This is a genomic window from Rhodococcus tukisamuensis NBRC 100609 (assembly GCF_001894985.1).
GTDB classification, from domain to species: domain Bacteria; phylum Actinomycetota; class Actinomycetes; order Mycobacteriales; family Mycobacteriaceae; genus Rhodococcus_G; species Rhodococcus_G tukisamuensis.
Window position 1 is genome coordinate 298,482 of record NZ_BCXG01000001.1, and the last position, 20,271, is coordinate 318,752.

Below are 20,271 nucleotides of genomic sequence, written 5' to 3' on the forward strand. Positions count from 1 at the left end.
GAGGGGGTGGGCGGTGAAGCGCACTGTCGCGATCGGTTCCGGGGCCTGTGCGATCGCGTTGGTCGTCTCGGGCTGCGGTCAGGGCATCTACAGCGTGCCGCTGCCCGGTGGCGCCGACGTCGGCAGCAACCCGATGCACCTGAACGTTGAGTTCGACGACGTGCTGGACCTGGTGCCGCAGTCCACCGTGAAGGTGGACGGCGTCCCGGTCGGCCGCGTCCAGGAGATCACCGTGCCGAACGACGGTTGGACCGCGACCGTGCGGACCGTGCTGGACTCCTCGGTGAACCTGCCCGCGAACGCGGTGGCCTCGGTGCAGCAGACCAGCCTGCTGGGTGAGAAGTTCATCGAGCTGAAGGCGCCGGCGGACAACCCGTCCGTCGCCCGGCTCGAGGACGGCGCGACGATCCCGGTGGATCGGACCCGGCACGCGACCGACATCGAGCAGGTGCTCGGTGCGCTGTCGCTGCTGCTCAACGGCGGCGGCGTAGCCCAACTCCAGCCGATCATCCACGAGCTGACCACGGCCCTGGACGGCCGGGAGGCCAAGGCGCGGGGCCTGCTCGAGCAGGCGAACACGCTGATCGACGGGCTGAACCAGCAGCGCGACGACATCACCCGGGCGCTCGACGGCCTCGACACCCTCAACGGTCGGGTGGCCGCGCAGACCGGTCAGATCGACAAGATCCTCGCGGAGATCCCGCCCGCAGTTCAGGTGCTGGCGGACCAGCAGCCGCAGTTCGTGCAGATGCTCGGCCAGCTGGACCGGCTGGGCGCGGTCGGCACGGACGTGCTCACCCAGTCCAAGGACAACCTGATCGCCGACCTGCGCGCGCTGCGTCCCACCCTGCAGGCCCTCGCCGACTCAGGGGACGACCTGGTGACCGTGCTGCCGCTGATCCCGACCTTCCCGTTCCCGGACGGGGCGGAGAAGGTCATCCACGGCAACTCGCTGAATCTGTTCCTGTCAATCGACATGCGGTTGGGCCAGCAGTTCGAGGCCCTCGGTGTCGGGATGCCGGATCCGGTGTACATCGCGCCGAAGCCGGGCTACGGCGGCTACGTGCCGACGGTCGATCCGTCGAACCCGTACTACAACGGGAACGGCCCGCGCCCGGGATGGCCGACGGTCTCGGTGCTGCCGCTGCCGCCGATCGTGCCCGCGCCGGCTCCGCCGCCGGGTGCGCCGGTCGCGCCGGGCACCGAACCGGTGGCCGGCAAGAAGGACGCGCCGCAGAACCCGTTGAGCGGGCTGCTCGAGAAGTTTGGGGTGGGTGGCCGATGAGATCGAAGTTGGTGCGCTTTCAGCTGGTGGCGTTCGTCCTCGTCGCGATCGTCGGTCTGCTGTACGTCGGCGCCAAGTACGTGCGGTTGGACAACCTGCTCGGCTTCGGTCAGTACACGGTGAAGGCCGACTTCGCCGACTCCGGCGGGATCTTCACCAACGCCGAGGTCACCTACCGGGGAGTCCCGGTTGGCACGGTCGGCGACCTGCACCTGACCGACGACGGCGTACTGGTGGACCTCGAGCTCAACGACGGCGCCCCGCAGGTGCCCTCCTCGGCGCGCGCGGTGGTGGCGAACCGTTCCGCGATCGGTGAGCAGTACGTGGACCTGCAGCCGAGCAGCGACCAGGGCCCGTTCCTCGAGGACGGATCGCTGATCGCCCGCCAGGACACCGCCGTCCCGGTACCGGTCGAGGACTTGCTCGCGAGCACCAACGCCCTGGTCCGGTCGGTGCCGTTGGACGCGCTGAACACGACGGTCACCGAGCTGGGCAAGGCGTTCGACGGCCGGGGCGACGACCTGCAGGTGCTGGTCGATTCCGTGAACTCGTTCACCGAGACGGGCCTGGAGAACCTGCCGCAGACGCTGCAACTGATCCGGGACAGCCGGACCGTGCTGGACACCCAGTCCGCGCAGTCCTCCTCGATCCGGCAGTTCAGCGCCGACGTGGACCTGATCTCGCAGCAGCTCCGGTCCAGCGACCCCGACATCCGGCGGCTGATCGAGACCGGCACCGCGGCCAGCACCGAGGTGGGCTCGCTGGTCGACATGGCGGGCCCCGCGCTCACCACGGACCTGACCAACCTGGCGCAGGTCTCGGCGGCACTCGGCCCGCGCACCCTGGCGCTGGACATCCTGCTCAAGTTCCTGCCCGGGCTCGCGGCCGGTGCGAGTACCGCCGCACCCGGCGACGGCACCCTGCACCAGGGCCTGCTGCTGGAGACGAACAACCCGCCGCCGTGCACCCAGGGTTACGAGGGCACCTACGAGATCCTGGCGCAGATGAAGCGGGACAACCCGAACTTCGACCCGACCCGGGACGAGTTCCCGTTGAACACGAAGGCCAACTGCACCACCCCGCTCGGTAGCGTGTCGGGTGTCCGCAGCGCCAACAGGATGGCGTACGCGGATCCGGCCGATCCCCAGCCGTGGGACAACAAGCCGAAGGTGGACCCCGACAGGCTCAACCTCAACCCGATTGCCACGCAGTTGGCGCCGCTGCTCGGCATCACGCCCAAGTAGTGGCCGTCGTCACAGGGCAGGGACCAGAAGTTACTAGGCAGTAGGGTAGAAGAGTGATGCGTAGCACGAAACTGCAGAAGCCCGCGTTGGCGGCGGTGAGTGTGCTCGCGCTCGTCGCCCTCGGATTCGCGGTCTGGTTCGGTTACGGATGGGGCCGCGCCCTGTTCGTCGACCGGCCGGCCGCGGCCGCCCGGGACGACGCGCTGACGGGGGCTCGTCAGGCCGCGATCAACCTCAACACGGTGGACTCGGCGAACCTGGACGAGACCTTCGCGAACATGGCGTCCTCGATCACCGGCGACGAGCTGACCAACTCGCTCAACGACACCAAGGGCCAGATGGCCGACCAGGTGAAGCAGACGGGCGCGAAGAGTGAGGCGGCCGTCATCGACGCCGCGCTCACCGAGTTCAGTCGGGACGAGGGTACCGCCACCTCGCTGGTGGTGCTCTCGACCACCACGACGTGGCCGGACCGGCCGGCCAGCAAGGTCAAGGTCACCATGCGGCTGGGGATGACGGACGTCGACGGCGTGTGGAAGGCCGAGAAGGTGGAGAACGTCGGGGCGCCCATCGCCATGGACCCGGGCACGCCGCCCGCCGTGGCCCCCGTGCCGGCCGCGCCCGAGGCAAACTCCGGCGGCCAGTAGGCGCTCGAGCCCTCCCGTCGAAGATCTAGGCCGTCGAAGATCCAAGGAGTATCGAAAGTGCCGCCAACTCGTCGCATGAGCAACACGCCGCAGCCGCGCGGCCGCAGGCCCAAGGTGGCCGGGACCGGAAAGGCGCCCGGACGCCCGACCTCGCCGGTCGAGGGCATGGCGGCGGTACCGGTCGAGGACACGGCGGTGGCGCCGGTCGAGAACACCGCGCCGGCGCAGGTCGAGGGTCCCGCCGCGGAGTCGGTCGCGGTGGCTGCGGCCAAGCCGGTAGCGACCCCCCAGGTTCCCGAGGTTCCCGAGAGCGAGCCTGTCGAGAACCCCACTCCGGCCGGGGCGGCAAGTTCGGACGTCGAGGTCGACGACGCCGACGGGGCCGCCGAGGCGGCCGCCGCCGGCGCCGATGCGCCCGACGAGAGCGTGTCGGCGGGCGACACGGACGCCGCGCGGGCGGGTTGGCGCCGTGTCGCAGTGGTGGGGGTGGTGGCACTGGTGCTGGCGGGGTTCGCGATCGTCGCGGCCGTCAAGCCGGGCGCAGGCGTCGCAAACCAGGCGTGGGTGGACACCGCCGCGACCTCGCGGGTGACCGCGGACGCCCGGCATGCCATCGAGACCCTCTACACCTACAAGTTCGACACCGTGGACCAGGACTTCGACAACGCCCGCGCGGTCCTCGCCGACAACATGCGGACCGAGTTCGACAAGACCGCGCAGGTCACCCGCGACGCCGTCGTGCAGACGAAAACGGCGACATCGGCGCAGGTCAGCGACATCGGCGTCAAGATTCTCTCGGACGAGAACGCCGAGCTCGTCGGCAGCATGACCGTCAGTGCCACCAACGACGGTGCGGCGCAGGGAAGTGCGCAGGGGCCGCTGTCGGTGACCATGACGAAGGTCGACGGCACCTGGCTGCTCGCGGACATCCGCGACCGCTGAACGCGCCCGACGGCCTGCCTTGCGGGGCGGTTCCGCGATGAATCGCCGCGTCAAGCCTTGACGCGGAGGGGATCAGGCGTCAGTCTATTGGTCGAGACATGCGAGAGATCGCGGTTCGTGCAGGTTCGCGCCGGCGCAAATGGAGGCACCGGGCGCGCGAAGGTTGTGCGGACGACGCGCTCGGATGTTAGTTTCGATCCTTACGCCGGTTGTATTCTGGGCGTTCTTCGGGTACCTTTGGACGTTGCGCTGGCTGCCTCCTGTCCACCCTCTCGGCCGTACTGCTTGTGAAGCGTTTGCTTCCTGCATGGTTGTGGGCTTCGTTCGGGTTGTGACCAGCGAATTCGCCCCACAGAAGAAGCAGATACAGCGGCGGTCGCGACAGCACGAGCGGCCCGCGTGAGGTGCTGGAAGGACGCATCTTGGCAGTCTCTAGCCAGACCAAGGCAGGAATCCCCGGAGCCCCGAAGAGGGTCTCGTTCGCGAAAATTCGCGAACCTCTCGACGTTCCTGGGCTACTTGATCTACAGACGGATTCCTTTGAGTGGTTGATCGGTACGCCGGCCTCCCGTGCCCGGGCCGAGGCCCGCGGCGATGGCGGCACCACCGGCGGTCTGGAGGACATCCTCACTGAGCTGTCCCCGATCGAGGACTTCTCGGGTTCGATGTCCCTGTCCTTCTCCGACCCACGCTTCGACGAGGTCAAGGCCTCGACCGATGAGTGCAAAGACAAGGACATGACCTACGCGGCGCCGTTGTTCGTCACCGCGGAGTTCATCAACAACAACACCGGCGAGATCAAGAGCCAGACGGTCTTCATGGGTGACTTCCCGATGATGACCGACAAGGGCACCTTCATCATCAACGGCACCGAGCGCGTCGTCGTGTCGCAGCTGGTGCGTTCGCCCGGCGTCTACTTCGACCACAGTGTCGACAAGGGCACCGAGAAGGACCTGCACAGCGTCAAGGTCATCCCGGGCCGCGGCGCGTGGCTCGAGTTCGACGTCGACAAGCGCGACACCGTCGGTGTCCGCATCGACCGCAAGCGTCGCCAGCCGGTCACCGTCCTGCTCAAGGCCCTCGGCTGGACCACCGAGCAGATCACCGAGCGCTTCGGCTTCTCGGAGATCCTGATGGCCACCCTGGAGAAGGACAACACCGCCGGCTCCGACGAGGCGCTGCTCGACATCTACCGCAAGCTGCGCCCGGGCGAGCCGCCGACCAAGGAGTCCGCGCAGACCCTGCTGGAGAACCTGTTCTTCAAGGAGAAGCGCTACGACCTCGCCCGCGTGGGTCGTTACAAGATCAACAAGAAGCTGGGCCTGAACCATGGCCTGCCGATCACCGCGTCGACCCTCACCGAGGAAGACATCGTCGCGACGATCGAGTACCTGGTGCGCCTGCACGCCGGTGACACGTCGATGACCGCCCCCGGCGGCGTCGAGGTGCCCGTCGAGGTCGACGACATCGACCACTTCGGCAACCGTCGCCTGCGTACCGTCGGCGAGCTCATCCAGAACCAGATCCGGGTGGGCCTGTCCCGCATGGAGCGCGTCGTGCGCGAGCGGATGACGACCCAGGACGTCGAGGCGATCACGCCGCAGACCCTGATCAACATCCGTCCCGTCGTGGCCGCGATCAAGGAGTTCTTCGGAACCTCCCAGCTCTCGCAGTTCATGGACCAGAACAACCCGCTCTCGGGCCTGACCCACAAGCGTCGTCTGTCGGCGCTGGGCCCCGGTGGTCTGTCCCGTGAGCGTGCCGGCCTCGAGGTGCGAGACGTGCACCCGTCGCACTACGGCCGCATGTGCCCGATCGAGACCCCTGAGGGCCCGAACATCGGCCTGATCGGTTCGCTGTCGGTGTACGCACGGGTCAACCCGTTCGGCTTCATCGAGACCCCGTACCGCAAGGTCGTCGACGGCCAGGTCACCGACGAGGTGGACTACCTGACCGCCGACGAGGAGGACCGCCACGTCGTGGCGCAGGCCAACTCGCCGGTCGACAAGGACGGCTACTTCACCGACGACCGCGTCACCGTCCGCCGTAAGGGCGGCGAGGTGGAGTTCGTCTCCTCGACGGACGTCGACTACATGGACGTCTCGCCGCGGCAGATGGTCTCCGTCGCGACCGCGATGATCCCGTTCCTCGAGCACGACGACGCCAACCGTGCCCTGATGGGCGCGAACATGCAGCGCCAGGCCGTGCCGCTGGTCCGTTCCGAGTCGCCGCTGGTCGGCACCGGCATGGAGCTGCGCGCCGCGGTCGACGCCGGCGACGTCGTAGTCACCGAGAAGACCGGTGTCATCGAGGAGGTCTCGGCCGACTACGTCACCGTGATGGCGGACGACGGCACCCGCCGGACCTACCAGATGCGCAAGTTCGCGCGCTCGAACCAGGGCACCTGCGCCAACCAGCGTCCGATCGTGGACGAGGGCGACCGCGTGGAGGCCGGACAGGTCCTCGCCGACGGCCCCTGCACCGAGAACGGTGAGATGGCGCTGGGCAAGAACCTGCTCGTCGCGATCATGCCGTGGGAGGGCCACAACTACGAGGACGCGATCATCCTGTCGCAGCGCCTCGTGGAGGAGGACGTCCTCACCTCGATCCACATCGAGGAGCACGAGATCGATGCCCGCGACACCAAGCTCGGTGCCGAGGAGATCACTCGCGACATCCCGAACGTCTCGGACGAGGTCCTCGCGGACCTCGACGAGCGCGGCATCATCCGGATCGGTGCCGAGGTTCGTGACGGCGACGTGCTGGTCGGAAAGGTCACGCCGAAGGGCGAGACCGAGCTGACCCCGGAGGAGCGCCTGCTGCGCGCGATCTTCGGCGAGAAGGCCCGCGAGGTCCGCGACACGTCGCTCAAGGTTCCGCACGGCGAGTCCGGCAAGGTCATCGGCATCCGCGTGTTCTCTCGCGACGACGACGACGACCTGCCCCCCGGCGTCAACGAGCTGGTCCGCGTGTACGTGGCGCAGAAGCGCAAGATCCAGGACGGCGACAAGCTCGCCGGCCGGCACGGGAACAAGGGCGTCATCGGCAAGATCCTCCCGCAGGAGGACATGCCGTTCCTGCCCGACGGCACCCCGGTCGACATCATCCTGAACACGCACGGTGTCCCGCGTCGTATGAACATCGGTCAGGTTCTGGAGACCCACCTCGGGTGGATCGGCAAGACCGGCTGGAACATCCAGATCGCGGCTGACGGCACCCGTCCGGACTGGGCCGCGACCCTGCCGGAAGAGATGCTCTCCGCCCCGGCCGACTCGAACATCGCCACCCCGGTGTTCGACGGTGCCAAGGAAGACGAGCTGACCGGTCTGCTGGGCGCGACCCTGCCGAACCGCGACGGCGAGCAGATGGTGGGCCCCGACGGAAAGGCCACCCTGTTCGACGGCCGCTCCGGCGAGCCGTTCCCGTACCCGGTCTCGGTCGGCTACATGTACATCATCAAGCTGCATCACCTGGTCGACGACAAGATCCACGCCCGTTCGACCGGTCCGTACTCGATGATCACCCAGCAGCCGCTCGGCGGTAAGGCCCAGTTCGGTGGCCAGCGCTTCGGTGAGATGGAGTGCTGGGCGATGCAGGCCTACGGCGCGGCATACACGCTGCAGGAACTGCTCACCATCAAGTCTGACGACGTGGTGGGTCGAGTCAAGGTGTACGAGGCCATCGTCAAGGGCGAGAACATCCCCGAGCCGGGCATCCCCGAGTCGTTCAAGGTGCTCCTCAAGGAGCTCCAGTCGCTCTGCCTCAACGTGGAGGTGCTGTCCTCGGACGGCGCTGCCATCGAGATGCGCGACGGCGACGACGAGGACCTGGAGCGGGCGGCGGCGAACCTGGGCATCAACCTGTCCAGGAACGAAGCCGCGACGGTCGACGACCTCGCGAACTAGGAGCCGACCCGGAGGAGGTGCACCGCAGCGGTCACGTACCGCGGTGCCCTCCTCCGGGGCCCGGCAGCGATAGCGACAACTAGCAGCGACAAACCCGAACAGGGGAAAGGAAGTTACGTGCTCGACGTCAACTTCTTCGATGAACTCCGCATCGGCCTGGCCACCGCTGAGGACATCCGTCAGTGGTCCTACGGCGAGGTCAAGAAGCCGGAGACCATCAACTACCGCACGCTCAAGCCCGAGAAGGACGGCCTCTTCTGCGAGAAGATCTTCGGCCCCACCCGGGACTGGGAGTGCTACTGCGGTAAGTACAAGCGCGTCCGTTTCAAGGGCATCATCTGTGAGCGCTGCGGCGTCGAGGTGACCCGTGCCAAGGTGCGCCGTGAGCGCATGGGCCACATCGAGCTCGCCGCTCCGGTGACCCACATCTGGTACTTCAAGGGCGTGCCGAGCCGCCTCGGCTACCTGCTGGACCTGGCGCCGAAGGATCTCGAGAAGATCATCTACTTCGCCGCCTACGTCATCGTCGCGGTCGACGAGGAGCTCCGCCACAACGAGCTGTCCACGCTCGAGGCGGAGATGGAGGTCGAGAAGAAGTCGGTCGCCGACCAGCGCGACGCCGACCTCGAGGCTCGTGCCCAGAAGCTCGAGGCGGACATCGCCGAGCTCGAGGCCGAGGGTGCCAAGTCCGACGTGCGCCGCAAGGTCAAGGACGGCGGCGAGCGCGAGATGCGTCAGCTCCGTGACCGTGCCCAGCGCGAGCTGGACCGTCTCGACGAGATCTGGTCGACCTTCACCAAGCTGAGCGTCAAGCAGCTCATCGTGGACGAGGGCCTGTACCGCGAGCTCGTCGACCGTTACGGCGAGTACTTCACCGGTGCGATGGGCGCGGAGTCCATCCAGATCCTCATGCGCAACTTCGACATCCACGCCGAGGCGGAGATCCTCCGGGAGACCATCCGCAGCGGCAAGGGCCAGAAGAAGCTGCGTGCGCTCAAGCGGCTCAAGGTCGTCGCGGCATTCCAGATGTCCGGCAACTCGCCGATGGGCATGGTCCTCGACGCCGTGCCGGTGATCCCGCCGGAGCTGCGTCCGATGGTTCAGCTCGACGGTGGCCGTTTCGCCACCTCCGACCTGAACGACCTGTACCGCCGCGTGATCAACCGCAACAACCGCCTCAAGCGACTGATCGACCTCGGTGCCCCCGAGATCATCGTCAACAACGAGAAGCGGATGCTGCAGGAGTCCGTGGACGCCCTGTTCGACAACGGCCGTCGTGGCCGGCCGGTCACCGGTCCGGGCAACCGTCCGCTGAAGTCCCTGAGCGACCTGCTCAAGGGCAAGCAGGGTCGATTCCGTCAGAACCTCCTCGGCAAGCGAGTCGACTACTCGGGCCGTTCGGTCATCGTCGTCGGCCCGCAGCTCAAGCTGCACCAGTGCGGTCTGCCGAAGCTGATGGCGCTCGAGCTGTTCAAGCCGTTCGTGATGAAGCGCCTGGTCGATCTCAACCACGCGCAGAACATCAAGTCGGCCAAGCGGATGGTCGAGCGTCAGCGCGCCCAGGTGTGGGACGTCCTCGAAGAGGTCATCGCCGAGCACCCCGTGCTGCTCAACCGTGCGCCCACCCTGCACCGCCTGGGCATCCAGGCCTTCGAGCCGCAGCTGGTCGAGGGCAAGGCCATTCAGCTCCACCCGCTGGTGTGTGAGGCCTTCAACGCCGACTTCGACGGTGATCAGATGGCAGTGCACCTGCCGCTGTCCGCCGAGGCGCAGGCCGAGGCCCGCATCCTGATGCTGTCCTCGAACAACATCCTGTCTCCCGCGTCGGGCCGCCCGTTGGCCATGCCGCGTCTGGACATGGTGACCGGGCTCTACCACCTGACCCGTCTGGACGAGGGCGTGGAGGGCGAGCTCGTCGAGGCCGGCACGGACCGCCCCGAGGTCGGCGCGTACTCCTCGCCCGCCGAGGCGCAGATGGCCGTCGATCGTGGCGCGCTCAAGGTGCAGGCGAAGATCAAGGTGCGCCTGACCCAGCAGCGTCCGCCGCGCGACCTCGAGGACCAGCTGTTCCCCGAGGGCTGGAACTACGGTGAGGGCTGGGTCGCCGAGACCACCCTCGGCCGGGTGCTCTTCAACGAACTGCTCCCCGCGGACTACCCGTTCGTCAACGAGCAGATGCCGAAGAAGCGTCAGGCGACGATCATCAACGATCTCGCCGAGCGCTACCCGATGATCGTGGTCGCGCAGACCGTGGACAAGCTCAAGGACGCCGGTTTCTACTGGGCGACCCGTTCGGGCGTCACGGTGTCGATCTCCGACGTGCTCGTGCCGCCGAACAAGGCGGAGATCATGGACGCGTTCGAGGCGCAGGCCGACCAGATCGAGAAGAAGTACCAGCGCGGTGCCCTCAACCACACCGAGCGCAACAGCGCCCTGGTGAAGATCTGGTCCGAGGCCACCGACGAGGTCGGTAAGGCCATGGAGGCCCACTTCCCCGACGACAACCCGATCCCGATGATCGTGAAGTCCGGCGCCGCCGGCAACATGACTCAGGTTCGCTCGCTCGCCGGCATGAAGGGTCTGGTGACGAACCCGAAGGGTGAGTTCATCCCGCGGCCGATCAAGTCTTCCTTCAAGGAAGGCCTGACCGTTCTCGAGTACTTCATCAACACGCACGGTGCCCGTAAGGGTCTGGCCGACACCGCCCTGCGTACCGCCGACTCGGGTTACCTGACCCGTCGTCTGGTGGACGTCTCGCAGGACGTCATCGTTCGCGAGACCGACTGTGGCACCGAGCGCGGCATCGTCACCACCATCGCGGAGAAGCAGCCCGACGGCACGCTGATCCGGGACGCGCACGTGGAGACCAGCACCTACGCCCGCACGCTGGCCGCGGACGCGGTCGACGCCAACGGCACGGTCATCGTCGAGCGTGGACACGACCTGGGCGACCCGGCCATCGACGCGCTGCTGGCGGCCGGCATCACCGAGGTCAAGGTGCGCTCCGTGCTCACCTGCACCACCGGCACCGGCGTCTGCGCCACCTGCTACGGCCGCTCCATGGCGACCGGCAAGCTGGTGGACATCGGCGAGGCCGTGGGCATCGTCGCGGCCCAGTCCATCGGTGAGCCCGGTACCCAGCTGACCATGCGTACCTTCCACCAGGGTGGTGTCGCCGGAGACGACATCACCGGTGGTCTGCCGCGTGTCCAGGAGCTGTTCGAGGCCCGCGTCCCCAAGGGCAAAGCCCCGATCGCGGACGTCACCGGCCGGGTGCAGCTCGAGGACGGCGACCGCTTCTACAAGATCACCATCGTCCCGGACGACGGCGGCGAAGAGGTCGTGTACGACAAGCTCTCGAAGCGTCAGCGTCTGCGTGTGTTCAAGCACGAGGACGGCTCCGAGCGCCTGCTGGCCGACGGTGACCACGTCGAGGTCGGACAGCAGCTCATGGAGGGTGCAGCCGACCCGCACGAGGTGCTGCGAGTGATGGGCCCGCGCCAGGTGCAGATCCACCTGGTCAACGAGGTTCAGGAGGTGTACCGGAGCCAGGGTGTGTCGATCCACGACAAGCACATCGAGGTGATCGTGCGCCAGATGCTGCGTCGCGTGACGATCATCGACTCCGGCGCCACCGAGTTCCTGCCCGGTTCGCTCACCGAGCGGGCCGAGTTCGAGGCGTCCAACCGTCGCGTCGTCGCCGAGGGTGGTGAGCCCGCAGCCGGTCGTCCGGTGCTCATGGGTATCACCAAGGCCTCGCTGGCGACCGACTCGTGGCTGTCGGCGGCGTCGTTCCAGGAGACCACTCGTGTGCTGACCGATGCGGCGATCAACTGCCGCTCGGACAAGCTGATCGGTCTCAAGGAGAACGTGATCATCGGAAAGCTGATCCCGGCCGGAACCGGCATCAACCGGTACCGGAACATCCAGGTGCAGCCGACCGAGGAGGCGCGCGCCGCGGCGTACGCCGTGCCGTCCTACGACGACCAGTACTACAGCCCGGAAGGCTTCGGCACCGGGACTGGAGCTGCGGTCCCGCTGGACGACTACGGCTTCAGCAACGACTACCGCTAGTCGGGTAGTCGCATCGGCAACGACTACCGCCAGGTAGCCGGGTCCACCGGAACGGCCCCCACGCCCTGCACTGGGTGGGGGGGCCGTTCCGCGTCTACCGTGGGGGACGAACCGGACACACAGCGCCGGCGCTGCAACAACACACCCCCGGAGGCGGAAATGGCTGGCAAGGGAATCGATCGGACCAAGGCACAGACAGCACTCGAGGTGGTCCGCGAGAGCCCGGCCATCACGGCGATCGTGGTGGCGCCCGCGGTCGTGGTGTTCGGTCTGCTGTGGTGGTTGACCGGGTTCGGCACGGCACTGCTGGTGACCGTGCTGCTCGGGGTGGTCGTGGTGGCGGGGAAGAAGTTCCTCGGCTGAGCCTCCCGGGGCCCGTTTTCAGCCGGGCCGGGGGCGAGGAACGGGCAAACGGTCCATCCGCTGTGACGTGTACTGTACGGCCGCGTAATGTGAGCAGGAACATGTTCTAGTTTCGAGGAGGCCACAGTGGCGTTCGTGATCACCCAGCCGTGCTGCAACGATGCCAGCTGTACCGAGGTGTGCCCGGTGGACTGCATCCACCCGACGCCCGACGAGCGTGACTTCAAGTCCACGGAGATGCTCTACATCGACCCGGAGACCTGCATCGACTGCGGACTCTGCGTCGACGCCTGCCCGGTGGACGCGATCTTCCGCGACGACGACCTGCCGGAGGCGATGACCCGTTACTCGACGATCAACGCCGACTACTTCGCCGACAACGAGCCCGAGTACGCGGATCCCGCGCCTGCGCTCAAGTTCCCGAAGACCGACCAGGACCCGTTCCGGGTGGCGATCGTCGGTTCGGGCCCCTCGGCCTTCTACGCGGCCGGGGAACTGCTGGCGTTCAAGCGCTCCGGCATCGAGGTCGACATGTTCGACCGGCTGCCCACCCCGTGGGGCCTCGTCCGCGCAGGCGTGGCACCCGACCACCCGGAGACGAAGTCCGTCACCGACGTGTTCGCGGAGGTCGCGCGGCGGCCCGGGTTCCGGCTGCACCTGAACGTCGAGGTGGGCAAGCACCTCACCCACGAGGACCTGCTCGCGCACCACCACGCCGTGATCTACGCGGTCGGCGCGCCCAGCGACCGGCACCTCGGCATCCCCGGGGAGGACCTGCCGGGCAGCCTCGCGGCCACCGAGTTCGTGGCCTGGTACAACGGCCACCCGGACTACGCGGATCGCACCTTCGACCTGTCCGGCACCCGCGCGGTGATCGTCGGCAACGGCAACGTCGCGCTCGACGTGGCACGACTGCTCGTCCTCGACCCGGACGTCCTCGACAAGACGGACATGGCCCCGCACGCCGTCGAGGCGCTTCGGCAGAGCTCGATCGAGGAGGTTGTGCTGCTCGGGCGCCGTGGCCCGGCGCAGGCGGCCTTCACCAGCCCCGAACTGCTGGCCCTCGGCCAGCTGCCGGACGTGGACATCGTGGTCTCCGCCGCGGACCTCGAGCTCGACGACTCCAGCGCCGCGGAGGTCGACACGAGCCCGGCGAAGCGGCTCAAGATGACGCTCCTGCGCGAGTACGCCGCGCGTCCGCTCGCCGGCCACCGGAAGCGGATCGTCCTGCGGTTCCTGACCTCGCCGGTGCAGGTGCAGGGCACCGACCACGTCACCGGCCTGCTGGTGGCGCGCAACGAGATGGTCGTCGGCGAGGACGGCACGATGCGTGCCCGCGCCACCGAGCAGACCGAACTGCTCGAGACGGGCATGGTGCTGCGGTCCGTCGGGTACCGGGGAGTGCCCGTTGCGGGTCTGCCGTTCGACGAGGCCCGCGGCACCATCAACAACGTCGGCGGACGGGTCACCGAACTCGACGGCGAACCGGTGCCCGGAACCTACACGGCCGGCTGGATCAAGCGTGGCCCGTCGGGTGTCATCGGCACCAACCGGCAGTGCGCGCACGACACCATTGCGCTCATCCTCGAGGACCTGGCGGCAGACCGGCTGGACCCGCCGAAGGGCGACCGGGAGGCGTTCGCGGCGCTGGTGGCCGAGCGTCAGCCCGACGCGGTCGACTGGACGGGCTGGAAGGCGATCGACGCCCGCGAGCGCGAACTCGGCAAGGCCGCGGGCCGGTCCCGCGTCAAGCTCCTCGACCTCGACGAGATGGTCGCGCTCAGCCGCCCGAAGGGGTGACGCGGTCCGGGGGACGGTCGTCGGCGCTGTCCGGGGTCCGGTCGTCAATGCGGTAGTGGTCGACGACCGCCACCCGGGCGATCGCCCGGACCTCGTCGTCGACCAGGAACCACAGGGTCATCGAGCCGGGGGCGTGGCGGGCCCGGATCCGCACGTTCTCGCCCTCGGTGATCGGTGCCCGGTACTCGAGCACCGCTCGGTGCGGGCCGGCCAGCAGGTCGGCCCGTCCGGGCGCCGCGGCCCAGCCCTGCAGGTGCTGTTCGACGGCATGCCAGTAGGCCGCGTTGTTCACGTGGTCGAGCGGGTCGAGATCGGTCGAACGCAGGGGGAACGGGACGTCGGCGGGGGAGCCCGCAGACCGGCCACGGGCGTCGTCGTCCGGGGCCCGCTCGTCCAGCCAGGCGCGCCACCTGAGTCGGTGCTCGTCGGTGGTCCGGCCGAGGTGTTCGAGTCCGCGGTCGCTGATTCGTGCCGGCATGCCGCTGTCGGGGTTGATGTTGATCCAGAACCCCTCGGTCTCGATCAGCGCGCCCTTGTCGCTGGTGACCCGGACCCGCATTGCGGACCACCGGGTGGACAGGCCCGCACACCAGCGCCGCAGGTGCACCCGGTCCGGCCATGACACGGGCCGGACCACGTCGATCACGGTGCGTCGGACGATCCAGACCGGGTCGCTGTCGGCGAGTTCGCTGGCGTCGAGGTTGTCGGACCCCACGTCCTGCAGGTACCGGGAAACCCCGTCGAGCCGGAGCCGGTGGCCCGGGTCCACGTCGCCGGTGCGCACCGGCCAGGAAGCCGTGAAGCCGAGGCCGTCCGGCGGCGCCGGGGCGAGCGGCCGGTAGAGGTCCGATTCCGTTCTCGTGCTGATGTCCACGTCGGTGGTCCTTGCCGAGGGGGCGGGAGTGCGCACCCCACACGGTAGTCCCGGCCCGGGTCTCCCGCGGCGCGGCCGGGGCTCGTTCCGGATTGCGGTCGGCTCCCGGCGGCTAGCGTCGGGGGAGACCCGTCGCCCGCCCCGCCGCGCACCGGGTGGCCGGCGGGAACAGTGACGGAACGAGAGATGGAGGTCAGTGGTGCAGGCAGTTGTGGTCACGGAGTTGACGGGTCCGGCGGGGATGGCGATGCAGGAGGTGCCGGACCCCGACGCCGAGGGCAAGGTCCTGATCGACGTCCGGGCCTCCGGGGTGTGCTTCCCGGACCTGCTGATCAGCTACGGCAAGTACCAGTTGCGACCCGAGCCGCCGTTCGTGCCGGGCGCGGAGGTCGCGGGGGTGGTCGTGTCCGCACCCGCCGACAGCGGGCTCGCGCCGGGTGACCGAGTGCTCGCGATGTCGGACCTCGGCGGCTATGCCGAGCGGGTTGCGATCCCGGCCGCCCGGGTGATGCGCATTCCCGAGGGGCTCGACTTCTGCGAGGCGGCCTCGCTGATCATCAACTACCAGACGATGGAGTTCGCCCTGGCGCGGCGGGCCGGGCTGGTGCCGGGGGAGACGGTGGTGGTGCTCGGTGCTGCCGGCGGTGTCGGTACCGCGGCGATCCAGTTGGCGAAGGCCCACGGGGCCCGGGTCATCGCGGTGGTTCGCCGGGCCGGTGCCGAGGAGTTCCTGCGCGAGCTCGGCGCGGACGAGGTGGTCGCGCTGGAGGACGGCTGGGCCGCGCGCGTCAGTGAGCTCACCGAGAACGTCGGTGCCCAGGTCGTCGTCGACCCGGTCGGCGGCGACGCCTTCGACGACGCGGTGCGGGTGCTGGCGCCGGAGGGCCGGCTGGTGGTGATCGGGTTCGCCGGCGGCGGGATTCCGTCGGTGAAGGTCAACCGCGTGCTGTTCCGCAACATCAGCATCGTCGGCGCGGCCTGGGGTGAGTTCCTCCGCTCGCATCCGGAGGCGATGGCGCAGACGCACGAGGCGCTGACCAGGCTGGTCGCACAGGGGCTGCGCCCGCTGGTCAAGGCGCGGTACCCGCTGGCGGAGGCGCCCCGGGCGCTCGCCGACCTCGAGGCCGGGAAGGTGCTCGGCAAGGCGGTACTGGTCCGGGACTGAGGTCCCTCCGGTCCACGGCCGGGTCGGCCCCGTACTCGTGGCCGGGCCGGCCGCGGCACTCGTGGCCGGTCGGCCTCAGCGGGGGACGTGGAAGTTGACGAGGGTGGCGCCGGAGCGTGGCAGGTCGCACCAGGAGGCGGGGACCGTCAGCACGGCTATCGCCGACGTCGGGAACTTGTCCGCGATGCCCTCGGCCAGCGGGGACGCCGGGTCGAGGGCGACGGCCGCTCCGGGAACTCCCGGCTCGTGTCCAACGACGAGCAGGGTTCGCACCTCGTCCGCGGTGCGGGCGATCTCCCCGATCACCTCGGCGGGGGTGGCCCCGTAGAGCTCGTCGGCCAGCCTGGTCGGCGCGCCGATCCGCGCGGCCGCGAGCGTGAGCCGGGCGCGGGTGGCGGTCGAGCAGAGCGTCACGTCGACCGGCGGCTGGGTCCGCCGGATCCAGTCGCCGGCCATCCCGGCCTGACGTTCGCCGCGCGGGGCCAGGGGCCGTCGGTGGTCTGCGACCTCTGGCGGGTAGGCAGACTTGCCGTGTCTGAGCAGGATCAGCGTCCGGGGTGGGAGATGCGGACCGGGGGGCATGCTGCCGACCGTAGCCGCTCCGAGCGACGGCGGGGTGTACGGGAAAATTCCGTTGCGCGGCGCGTCGTCGACGTGGTCGGATGGGCGGGTCGCGGTGACGGCATTCACATTGCTAGCAATTGAGCAATAGTTGCACGAACGCTAGTATCTCCGGAGTGACTGCCTCGCCCGACGATCTCTACCTCGCCCTGGACGAGTTCCTCATGCGACTGATGGGCATGGGCGAGGGCGAGGCGATGGACAACCTCGTCGCAATGGACCTGTCCTTCACCCAGGTGCGTGCGCTGTTCGTGCTCGCGCAGTGCGGTGCGCCGGTGGCAATCCACGAGGTGGCCGAGCGGTTGGGTCTTTCCGTCGCCGCGACCGGTCGCAGTGTCGACCAGTTGGTGAACCAGGGCCTGCTGGAACGTCGGGAGGACCTTCGCGACCGGCGGATCAAGCGAATTTCGTTGTCGGAGGCCGGTCGTACCATCGCGTCGGGACATCTCGAGACCAAACGCAACGAGCTGCGGGCCTTCGCCGCACGGTTGCCGGAGTCGGACCGCAACCAGCTGTTCGACTCGTTGAAATCCATCCTTGCGGGCGACACCCTGCGAGCCCACTGTCAGGAGAGCAGATGACATCGCCGACACCCCCGGGAGCGCCAGCGGCGGTCCCGGACAAGCTCGACGGCGCGGTGCTGAAGGTTGCCAGCGTGGTGGTGCTCGGCGCCATCATGTCGATCCTCGACGTGACCGTCGTGTCCGTCGCGCTGCCGACGTTCATGAGCGAGTTCAACGCGACCTACGCCACGGTCGCCTGGACGATGACGGCCTACACGCTGGCCCTGGCGACGGTGATCCCGGTGACCGGCTGGGCCGCCGACCGTTTCGGCACCAAGCGCCTGTACATGACCGCGCTGGTGCTGTTCGTGGCCGGCTCGGTCCTGTGCAGCATGGCCTGGGACATCCAGTCGCTGATCGGCTTCCGGGTGCTGCAGGGTCTCGGCGGCGGCATGCTGATGCCGTTGGGCATGACGATCATGACCCGCGCCGCGGGACCGCAGCGCATCGGTCGCCTCATGGCCGTGCTGGGCATCCCGATGCTGCTCGGCCCGATCGCCGGCCCCATCCTCGGCGGCTGGCTGATCGAGGCGGCCAGCTGGCACTGGATCTTCCTGATCAACCTGCCGATCGGCATCATCGCGCTGTTCGCCGCCTTCAAGCTGCTGCCCTCGGACCAGCCGAGCCCGTCGGAGTCGTTCGACTTCCTCGGCATGCTGCTGCTCTCGCCGGGCCTGGCGCTGTTCCTGTTCGGCGTCTCGTCGATCCCGGAGACCCAGACCGTGGCGTCGTCCCGGGTGCTGGTCCCGGCCGTGGTCGGTCTCGCGCTGGTGATCGGTTTCGTCTTCCACGCGCTTCGGGCGAAGCACCCGCTGATCGACCTGCGCCTGTTCCTGAACCGCAAGCTCACCATCGCCGTCGTGACCTCGACGCTGTTCGCGATCGCGTTCATGGGCGCCGGCCTGCTGTTTCCGAGCTACTTCCTGCAGGTGCGCGGTGAAAGCACCCTGGCGGCCGGACTGCTGCTCGCGCCGCAGGGCATCGGTGCAATGGTCACCATGCCGCTCGCCGGCTTCCTGGTCGACAAGATCGGCCCCGGCAAGATCGTGCTGACCGGCATCACGGTGATCTCGGTCGGCATGGGAGTGTTCACCCAGGTCGGGGCCGACACCCCCTACCCGCTGCTGCTCGGCGCGCTGTTCGTCATGGGCCTGGGCATGGGCTGCACGATGATGCCGATCATGACCGCGGCAATGCAGACGCTGACCGATCACACGGTGGCGCGCGGTTCGACGCTGATGAACATCGTTCAGCAGGTCGCCGGGTCCGTCGGAACCGCGGTCATGTCCGTGGTGCTGACCAACCAGATGCTGTCGCGGCCGCTGGCCGGTCCGGCCACCGCGGCCCAGCACGATCCGTCGATCGCCGCGCAGCTGCCGCCGGGCGCCGTCGAACAGGGCCTGGACCAGGCCGCGGACGCCTTCGGCAACACCTTCATGGTCGCGCTGGTGCTCATCCTGCTGACGCTGATTCCGGCGATGCTGCTGCCCCGGCGCAAGGCCGCCGCACCGGAGGGCGAGCAGACCGCCGCCCCGGCGATGATGCACTGACCGGGAACCACCGGATCCACGACGGCCCGCACCCACTTCGGGGGCGGGCCGTCGCCGTTCCCGGTTCCGCGGGTCACCCGGCGAGCCGGGCGACCTCCCGGGCGCAGCCCCACGACATGGTGACCCCGGCGCCGCCGTGGCCGTAACAGCAGATCACCGGTCGCTCACCCGGCAGCCACTCCAACCGCACCTCTGGTCGCGACGGCCGCAGCCCCACCGCCCGCGAGAGGATCGGCGCGTCCCTCAGCGCCGGGACCAGCGCGCGAGCGCGGGCCAGGATGGCGTGTTCGACGTCCGGGTCGACGCGGGTGTCGAACGCGCCGAGGTCCGCCGTGCCCCCGCAGACCACGTCCTCGAAACGCGGCACGACGTAGGTCATGCCAGCGGGGTTGTCGTCGTCGATCACCCAGTCGGTCAGGCCGGGGTTGGCCAACCGGACCACCTGCCCGCGCAATGGGGCGAGGGTGTCGTCGCCGACGAGGGCGCGCGAGCGCAGTCCCGCCGCGACCACCACCAGATCGCCGTCGACCTCGGCGAGATCGGCGACCTCCGTCCTGCTCAGTCGCACGCCGGCGCTCACACACTGGGCAGTCAGCCAGCCGAGGTAGACGCCCATGTCGATGATCGGCACCGTGACGCGGGCGGCGCTGGTGACGCCGTTCGGCAGTTCGGCGGCGGGTACCTCGGCAAGGCCGGTCACGGCGGATGCCCACCACCTGTCGGATTCTGTGCGTTCGAGCAGCCGCCCGGTGCGCATCGACACCCCGGCATCGGGGTTCGCGGCCAGGTCCGCGAAGACCTCGGCGCTCTCCGCGGACCAGCGCAGCACCGGCCCGGGCGGGGCGGCGGCGTACGGAAACCAGATGGCCGCGGCGACCGCGGAGGTGGTGCGCTCCGCGGGGTCCGCGGACAGCACCGTGACGAGGTGGCCCGCCCGGGCGAGTTCCAGCGCGCAGGTCAGGCCGATGACACCCCCGCCGACGACCGTCGCGGTGCGTCCACCGCGGGTCACGACCGCCTGCGCCCGAGCGCGAAGTAGGCGATCGGCCCGACGAAGTTCACGAACGACGCGGCGGCCCAGGCCTTCCGCGAGCCCCGGATCTCGTCGGGGCCGCGGTGGCGGAGGTCGAGCAGGGCGGCGGCGGTCAGTGCCACCTGCACGACGCCGACGACGATGACGGGCACGCGGTAGCGCGGGTCGAGAGTCTTCTTGCGATTCATGTGATGATTGTCCACCA

At 68.9% G+C, this 20,271-nt stretch carries 15 protein-coding genes; 11 read left to right on the forward strand and 4 right to left on the reverse strand.

What is annotated here, in order from left to right; translation table 11 throughout:
- Nucleotides 1-13: 13 nt before the first annotated feature.
- The 8 genes from RT2_RS01410 (at nucleotide 14) to RT2_RS01445 (ending at nucleotide 14,260) form a co-directional block, all read left to right on the forward strand.
- Nucleotides 14-1,285 (forward strand): MCE family protein, encoded by a 1,272-nt coding sequence (locus RT2_RS01410; protein ID WP_174556646.1) that lies wholly within the window; start codon nucleotides 14-16, stop codon nucleotides 1,283-1,285.
- A complete protein-coding gene (locus RT2_RS01415; protein ID WP_072842715.1) occupies nucleotides 1,282-2,529 on the forward strand; it encodes an MCE family protein in 1,248 nt (415 codons plus the stop codon). Before RT2_RS01410 ends, RT2_RS01415 begins: the two co-directional genes overlap by 4 nt.
- A 56-nt stretch (nucleotides 2,530-2,585) precedes the next feature.
- Entirely contained in the window at nucleotides 2,586-3,176 is a 591-nt protein-coding gene (locus RT2_RS01420; protein WP_072842716.1) for a hypothetical protein, read from the forward strand.
- 75 nt (nucleotides 3,177-3,251) lie between these two features.
- Complete coding sequence (locus RT2_RS01425) at nucleotides 3,252-4,118, forward strand: hypothetical protein (RefSeq protein ID WP_083576994.1); 867 nt, start codon at nucleotides 3,252-3,254, stop codon at nucleotides 4,116-4,118.
- A gap of 404 nt (nucleotides 4,119-4,522) precedes the next feature.
- Nucleotides 4,523-8,023, forward strand: coding sequence for a DNA-directed RNA polymerase subunit beta (gene rpoB / locus RT2_RS01430; RefSeq protein ID WP_072842718.1), 3,501 nt, complete (start codon nucleotides 4,523-4,525; stop codon nucleotides 8,021-8,023).
- Nucleotides 8,024-8,140: 117 nt separating this feature from the next.
- Nucleotides 8,141-12,097, forward strand: coding sequence for a DNA-directed RNA polymerase subunit beta' (locus RT2_RS01435; RefSeq protein ID WP_072842719.1), 3,957 nt, complete (start codon nucleotides 8,141-8,143; stop codon nucleotides 12,095-12,097).
- A 159-nt stretch (nucleotides 12,098-12,256) separates the two neighbouring features.
- Nucleotides 12,257-12,460, forward strand: a complete 204-nt coding sequence (locus RT2_RS01440; protein WP_072842720.1) for a hypothetical protein — start codon at nucleotides 12,257-12,259, stop codon at nucleotides 12,458-12,460.
- Between the two features lie 126 nt (nucleotides 12,461-12,586).
- Nucleotides 12,587-14,260, forward strand: coding sequence for a 4Fe-4S binding protein (locus RT2_RS01445; protein WP_072842721.1), 1,674 nt, complete (start codon nucleotides 12,587-12,589; stop codon nucleotides 14,258-14,260).
- On the opposite strand, the gene RT2_RS01450 is transcribed toward RT2_RS01445, so the two are convergent.
- Nucleotides 14,241-15,134 carry an acyl-[acyl-carrier-protein] thioesterase gene (locus RT2_RS01450; RefSeq protein WP_072842722.1) on the reverse strand — a complete coding sequence of 298 codons (894 nt, stop codon included), beginning with the start codon at nucleotides 15,132-15,134 and terminating at the stop codon, nucleotides 14,241-14,243. The genes RT2_RS01445 and RT2_RS01450 overlap by 20 nt on opposite strands.
- Nucleotides 15,135-15,333: 199 nt before the next feature.
- Between RT2_RS01450 and RT2_RS01455 the strand changes: the two genes are divergently transcribed.
- Nucleotides 15,334-16,299 carry an NADPH:quinone oxidoreductase family protein gene (locus tag RT2_RS01455; RefSeq protein ID WP_072842838.1) on the forward strand — a complete coding sequence of 322 codons (966 nt, stop codon included), beginning with the start codon at nucleotides 15,334-15,336 and terminating at the stop codon, nucleotides 16,297-16,299.
- 75 nt (nucleotides 16,300-16,374) lie between these two features.
- Here RT2_RS01455 and RT2_RS01460 read toward each other — a convergent pair whose 3' ends face one another.
- Nucleotides 16,375-16,881: a SixA phosphatase family protein gene (locus RT2_RS01460; RefSeq protein ID WP_072842839.1), complete on the reverse strand. Its 507-nt coding sequence runs from the start codon at nucleotides 16,879-16,881 to the stop codon at nucleotides 16,375-16,377.
- A gap of 203 nt (nucleotides 16,882-17,084) precedes the next feature.
- Here RT2_RS01460 and RT2_RS01465 point away from each other — a divergent pair, with 203 nt between their 5' ends.
- Both RT2_RS01465 and RT2_RS01470 read left to right on the forward strand, forming a co-directional pair.
- Nucleotides 17,085-17,501, forward strand: coding sequence for a MarR family winged helix-turn-helix transcriptional regulator (locus tag RT2_RS01465; RefSeq protein WP_072842840.1), 417 nt, complete (start codon nucleotides 17,085-17,087; stop codon nucleotides 17,499-17,501).
- Nucleotides 17,498-19,033, forward strand: coding sequence for a DHA2 family efflux MFS transporter permease subunit (locus RT2_RS01470; RefSeq protein WP_072842723.1), 1,536 nt, complete (start codon nucleotides 17,498-17,500; stop codon nucleotides 19,031-19,033). The genes RT2_RS01465 and RT2_RS01470 overlap by 4 nt, the downstream gene beginning before the upstream one ends.
- Before the next feature lie 73 nt (nucleotides 19,034-19,106).
- On the opposite strand, the gene RT2_RS01475 is transcribed toward RT2_RS01470, so the two are convergent.
- Together RT2_RS01475 and RT2_RS01480 are read right to left on the reverse strand one after the other, a co-directional pair.
- Nucleotides 19,107-20,114, reverse strand: coding sequence for an FAD-dependent oxidoreductase (locus RT2_RS01475; RefSeq protein ID WP_072842841.1), 1,008 nt, complete (start codon nucleotides 20,112-20,114; stop codon nucleotides 19,107-19,109).
- The gene (locus RT2_RS01480) at nucleotides 20,042-20,254 is read right to left on the reverse strand and encodes a PLDc N-terminal domain-containing protein (RefSeq protein ID WP_072842842.1); all 213 of its coding nucleotides are present in this window, start codon (nucleotides 20,252-20,254) and stop codon (nucleotides 20,042-20,044) included. Before RT2_RS01480 ends, RT2_RS01475 begins: the two co-directional genes overlap by 73 nt.
- Between the last annotated feature and the right edge of the window lie 17 nt (nucleotides 20,255-20,271).

What these genes read in the sequence shown, in the direction of transcription:
- RT2_RS01420 (WP_072842716.1), top strand. Translation starts at nt 2,586, where the DNA reads ATGCGTAGCACGAAACTGCAGAAGCCCGCGTTGGCGGCGGTGAGTGTG.
- RT2_RS01465 (WP_072842840.1), top strand. Translation starts at nt 17,085, where the DNA reads ATGCGACTGATGGGCATGGGCGAGGGCGAGGCGATGGACAACCTCGTC.
- RT2_RS01480 (WP_072842842.1), bottom strand. Translation starts at nt 20,254, where the DNA reads ATGAATCGCAAGAAGACTCTCGACCCGCGCTACCGCGTGCCCGTCATC.
- RT2_RS01425 (WP_083576994.1), top strand. Translation starts at nt 3,252, where the DNA reads ATGAGCAACACGCCGCAGCCGCGCGGCCGCAGGCCCAAGGTGGCCGGG.
- RT2_RS01460 (WP_072842839.1), bottom strand. Translation starts at nt 16,881, where the DNA reads ATGCCCCCCGGTCCGCATCTCCCACCCCGGACGCTGATCCTGCTCAGA.
- RT2_RS01415 (WP_072842715.1), top strand. Translation starts at nt 1,282, where the DNA reads ATGAGATCGAAGTTGGTGCGCTTTCAGCTGGTGGCGTTCGTCCTCGTC.
- RT2_RS01470 (WP_072842723.1), top strand. Translation starts at nt 17,498, where the DNA reads ATGACATCGCCGACACCCCCGGGAGCGCCAGCGGCGGTCCCGGACAAG.
- RT2_RS01440 (WP_072842720.1), top strand. Translation starts at nt 12,257, where the DNA reads ATGGCTGGCAAGGGAATCGATCGGACCAAGGCACAGACAGCACTCGAG.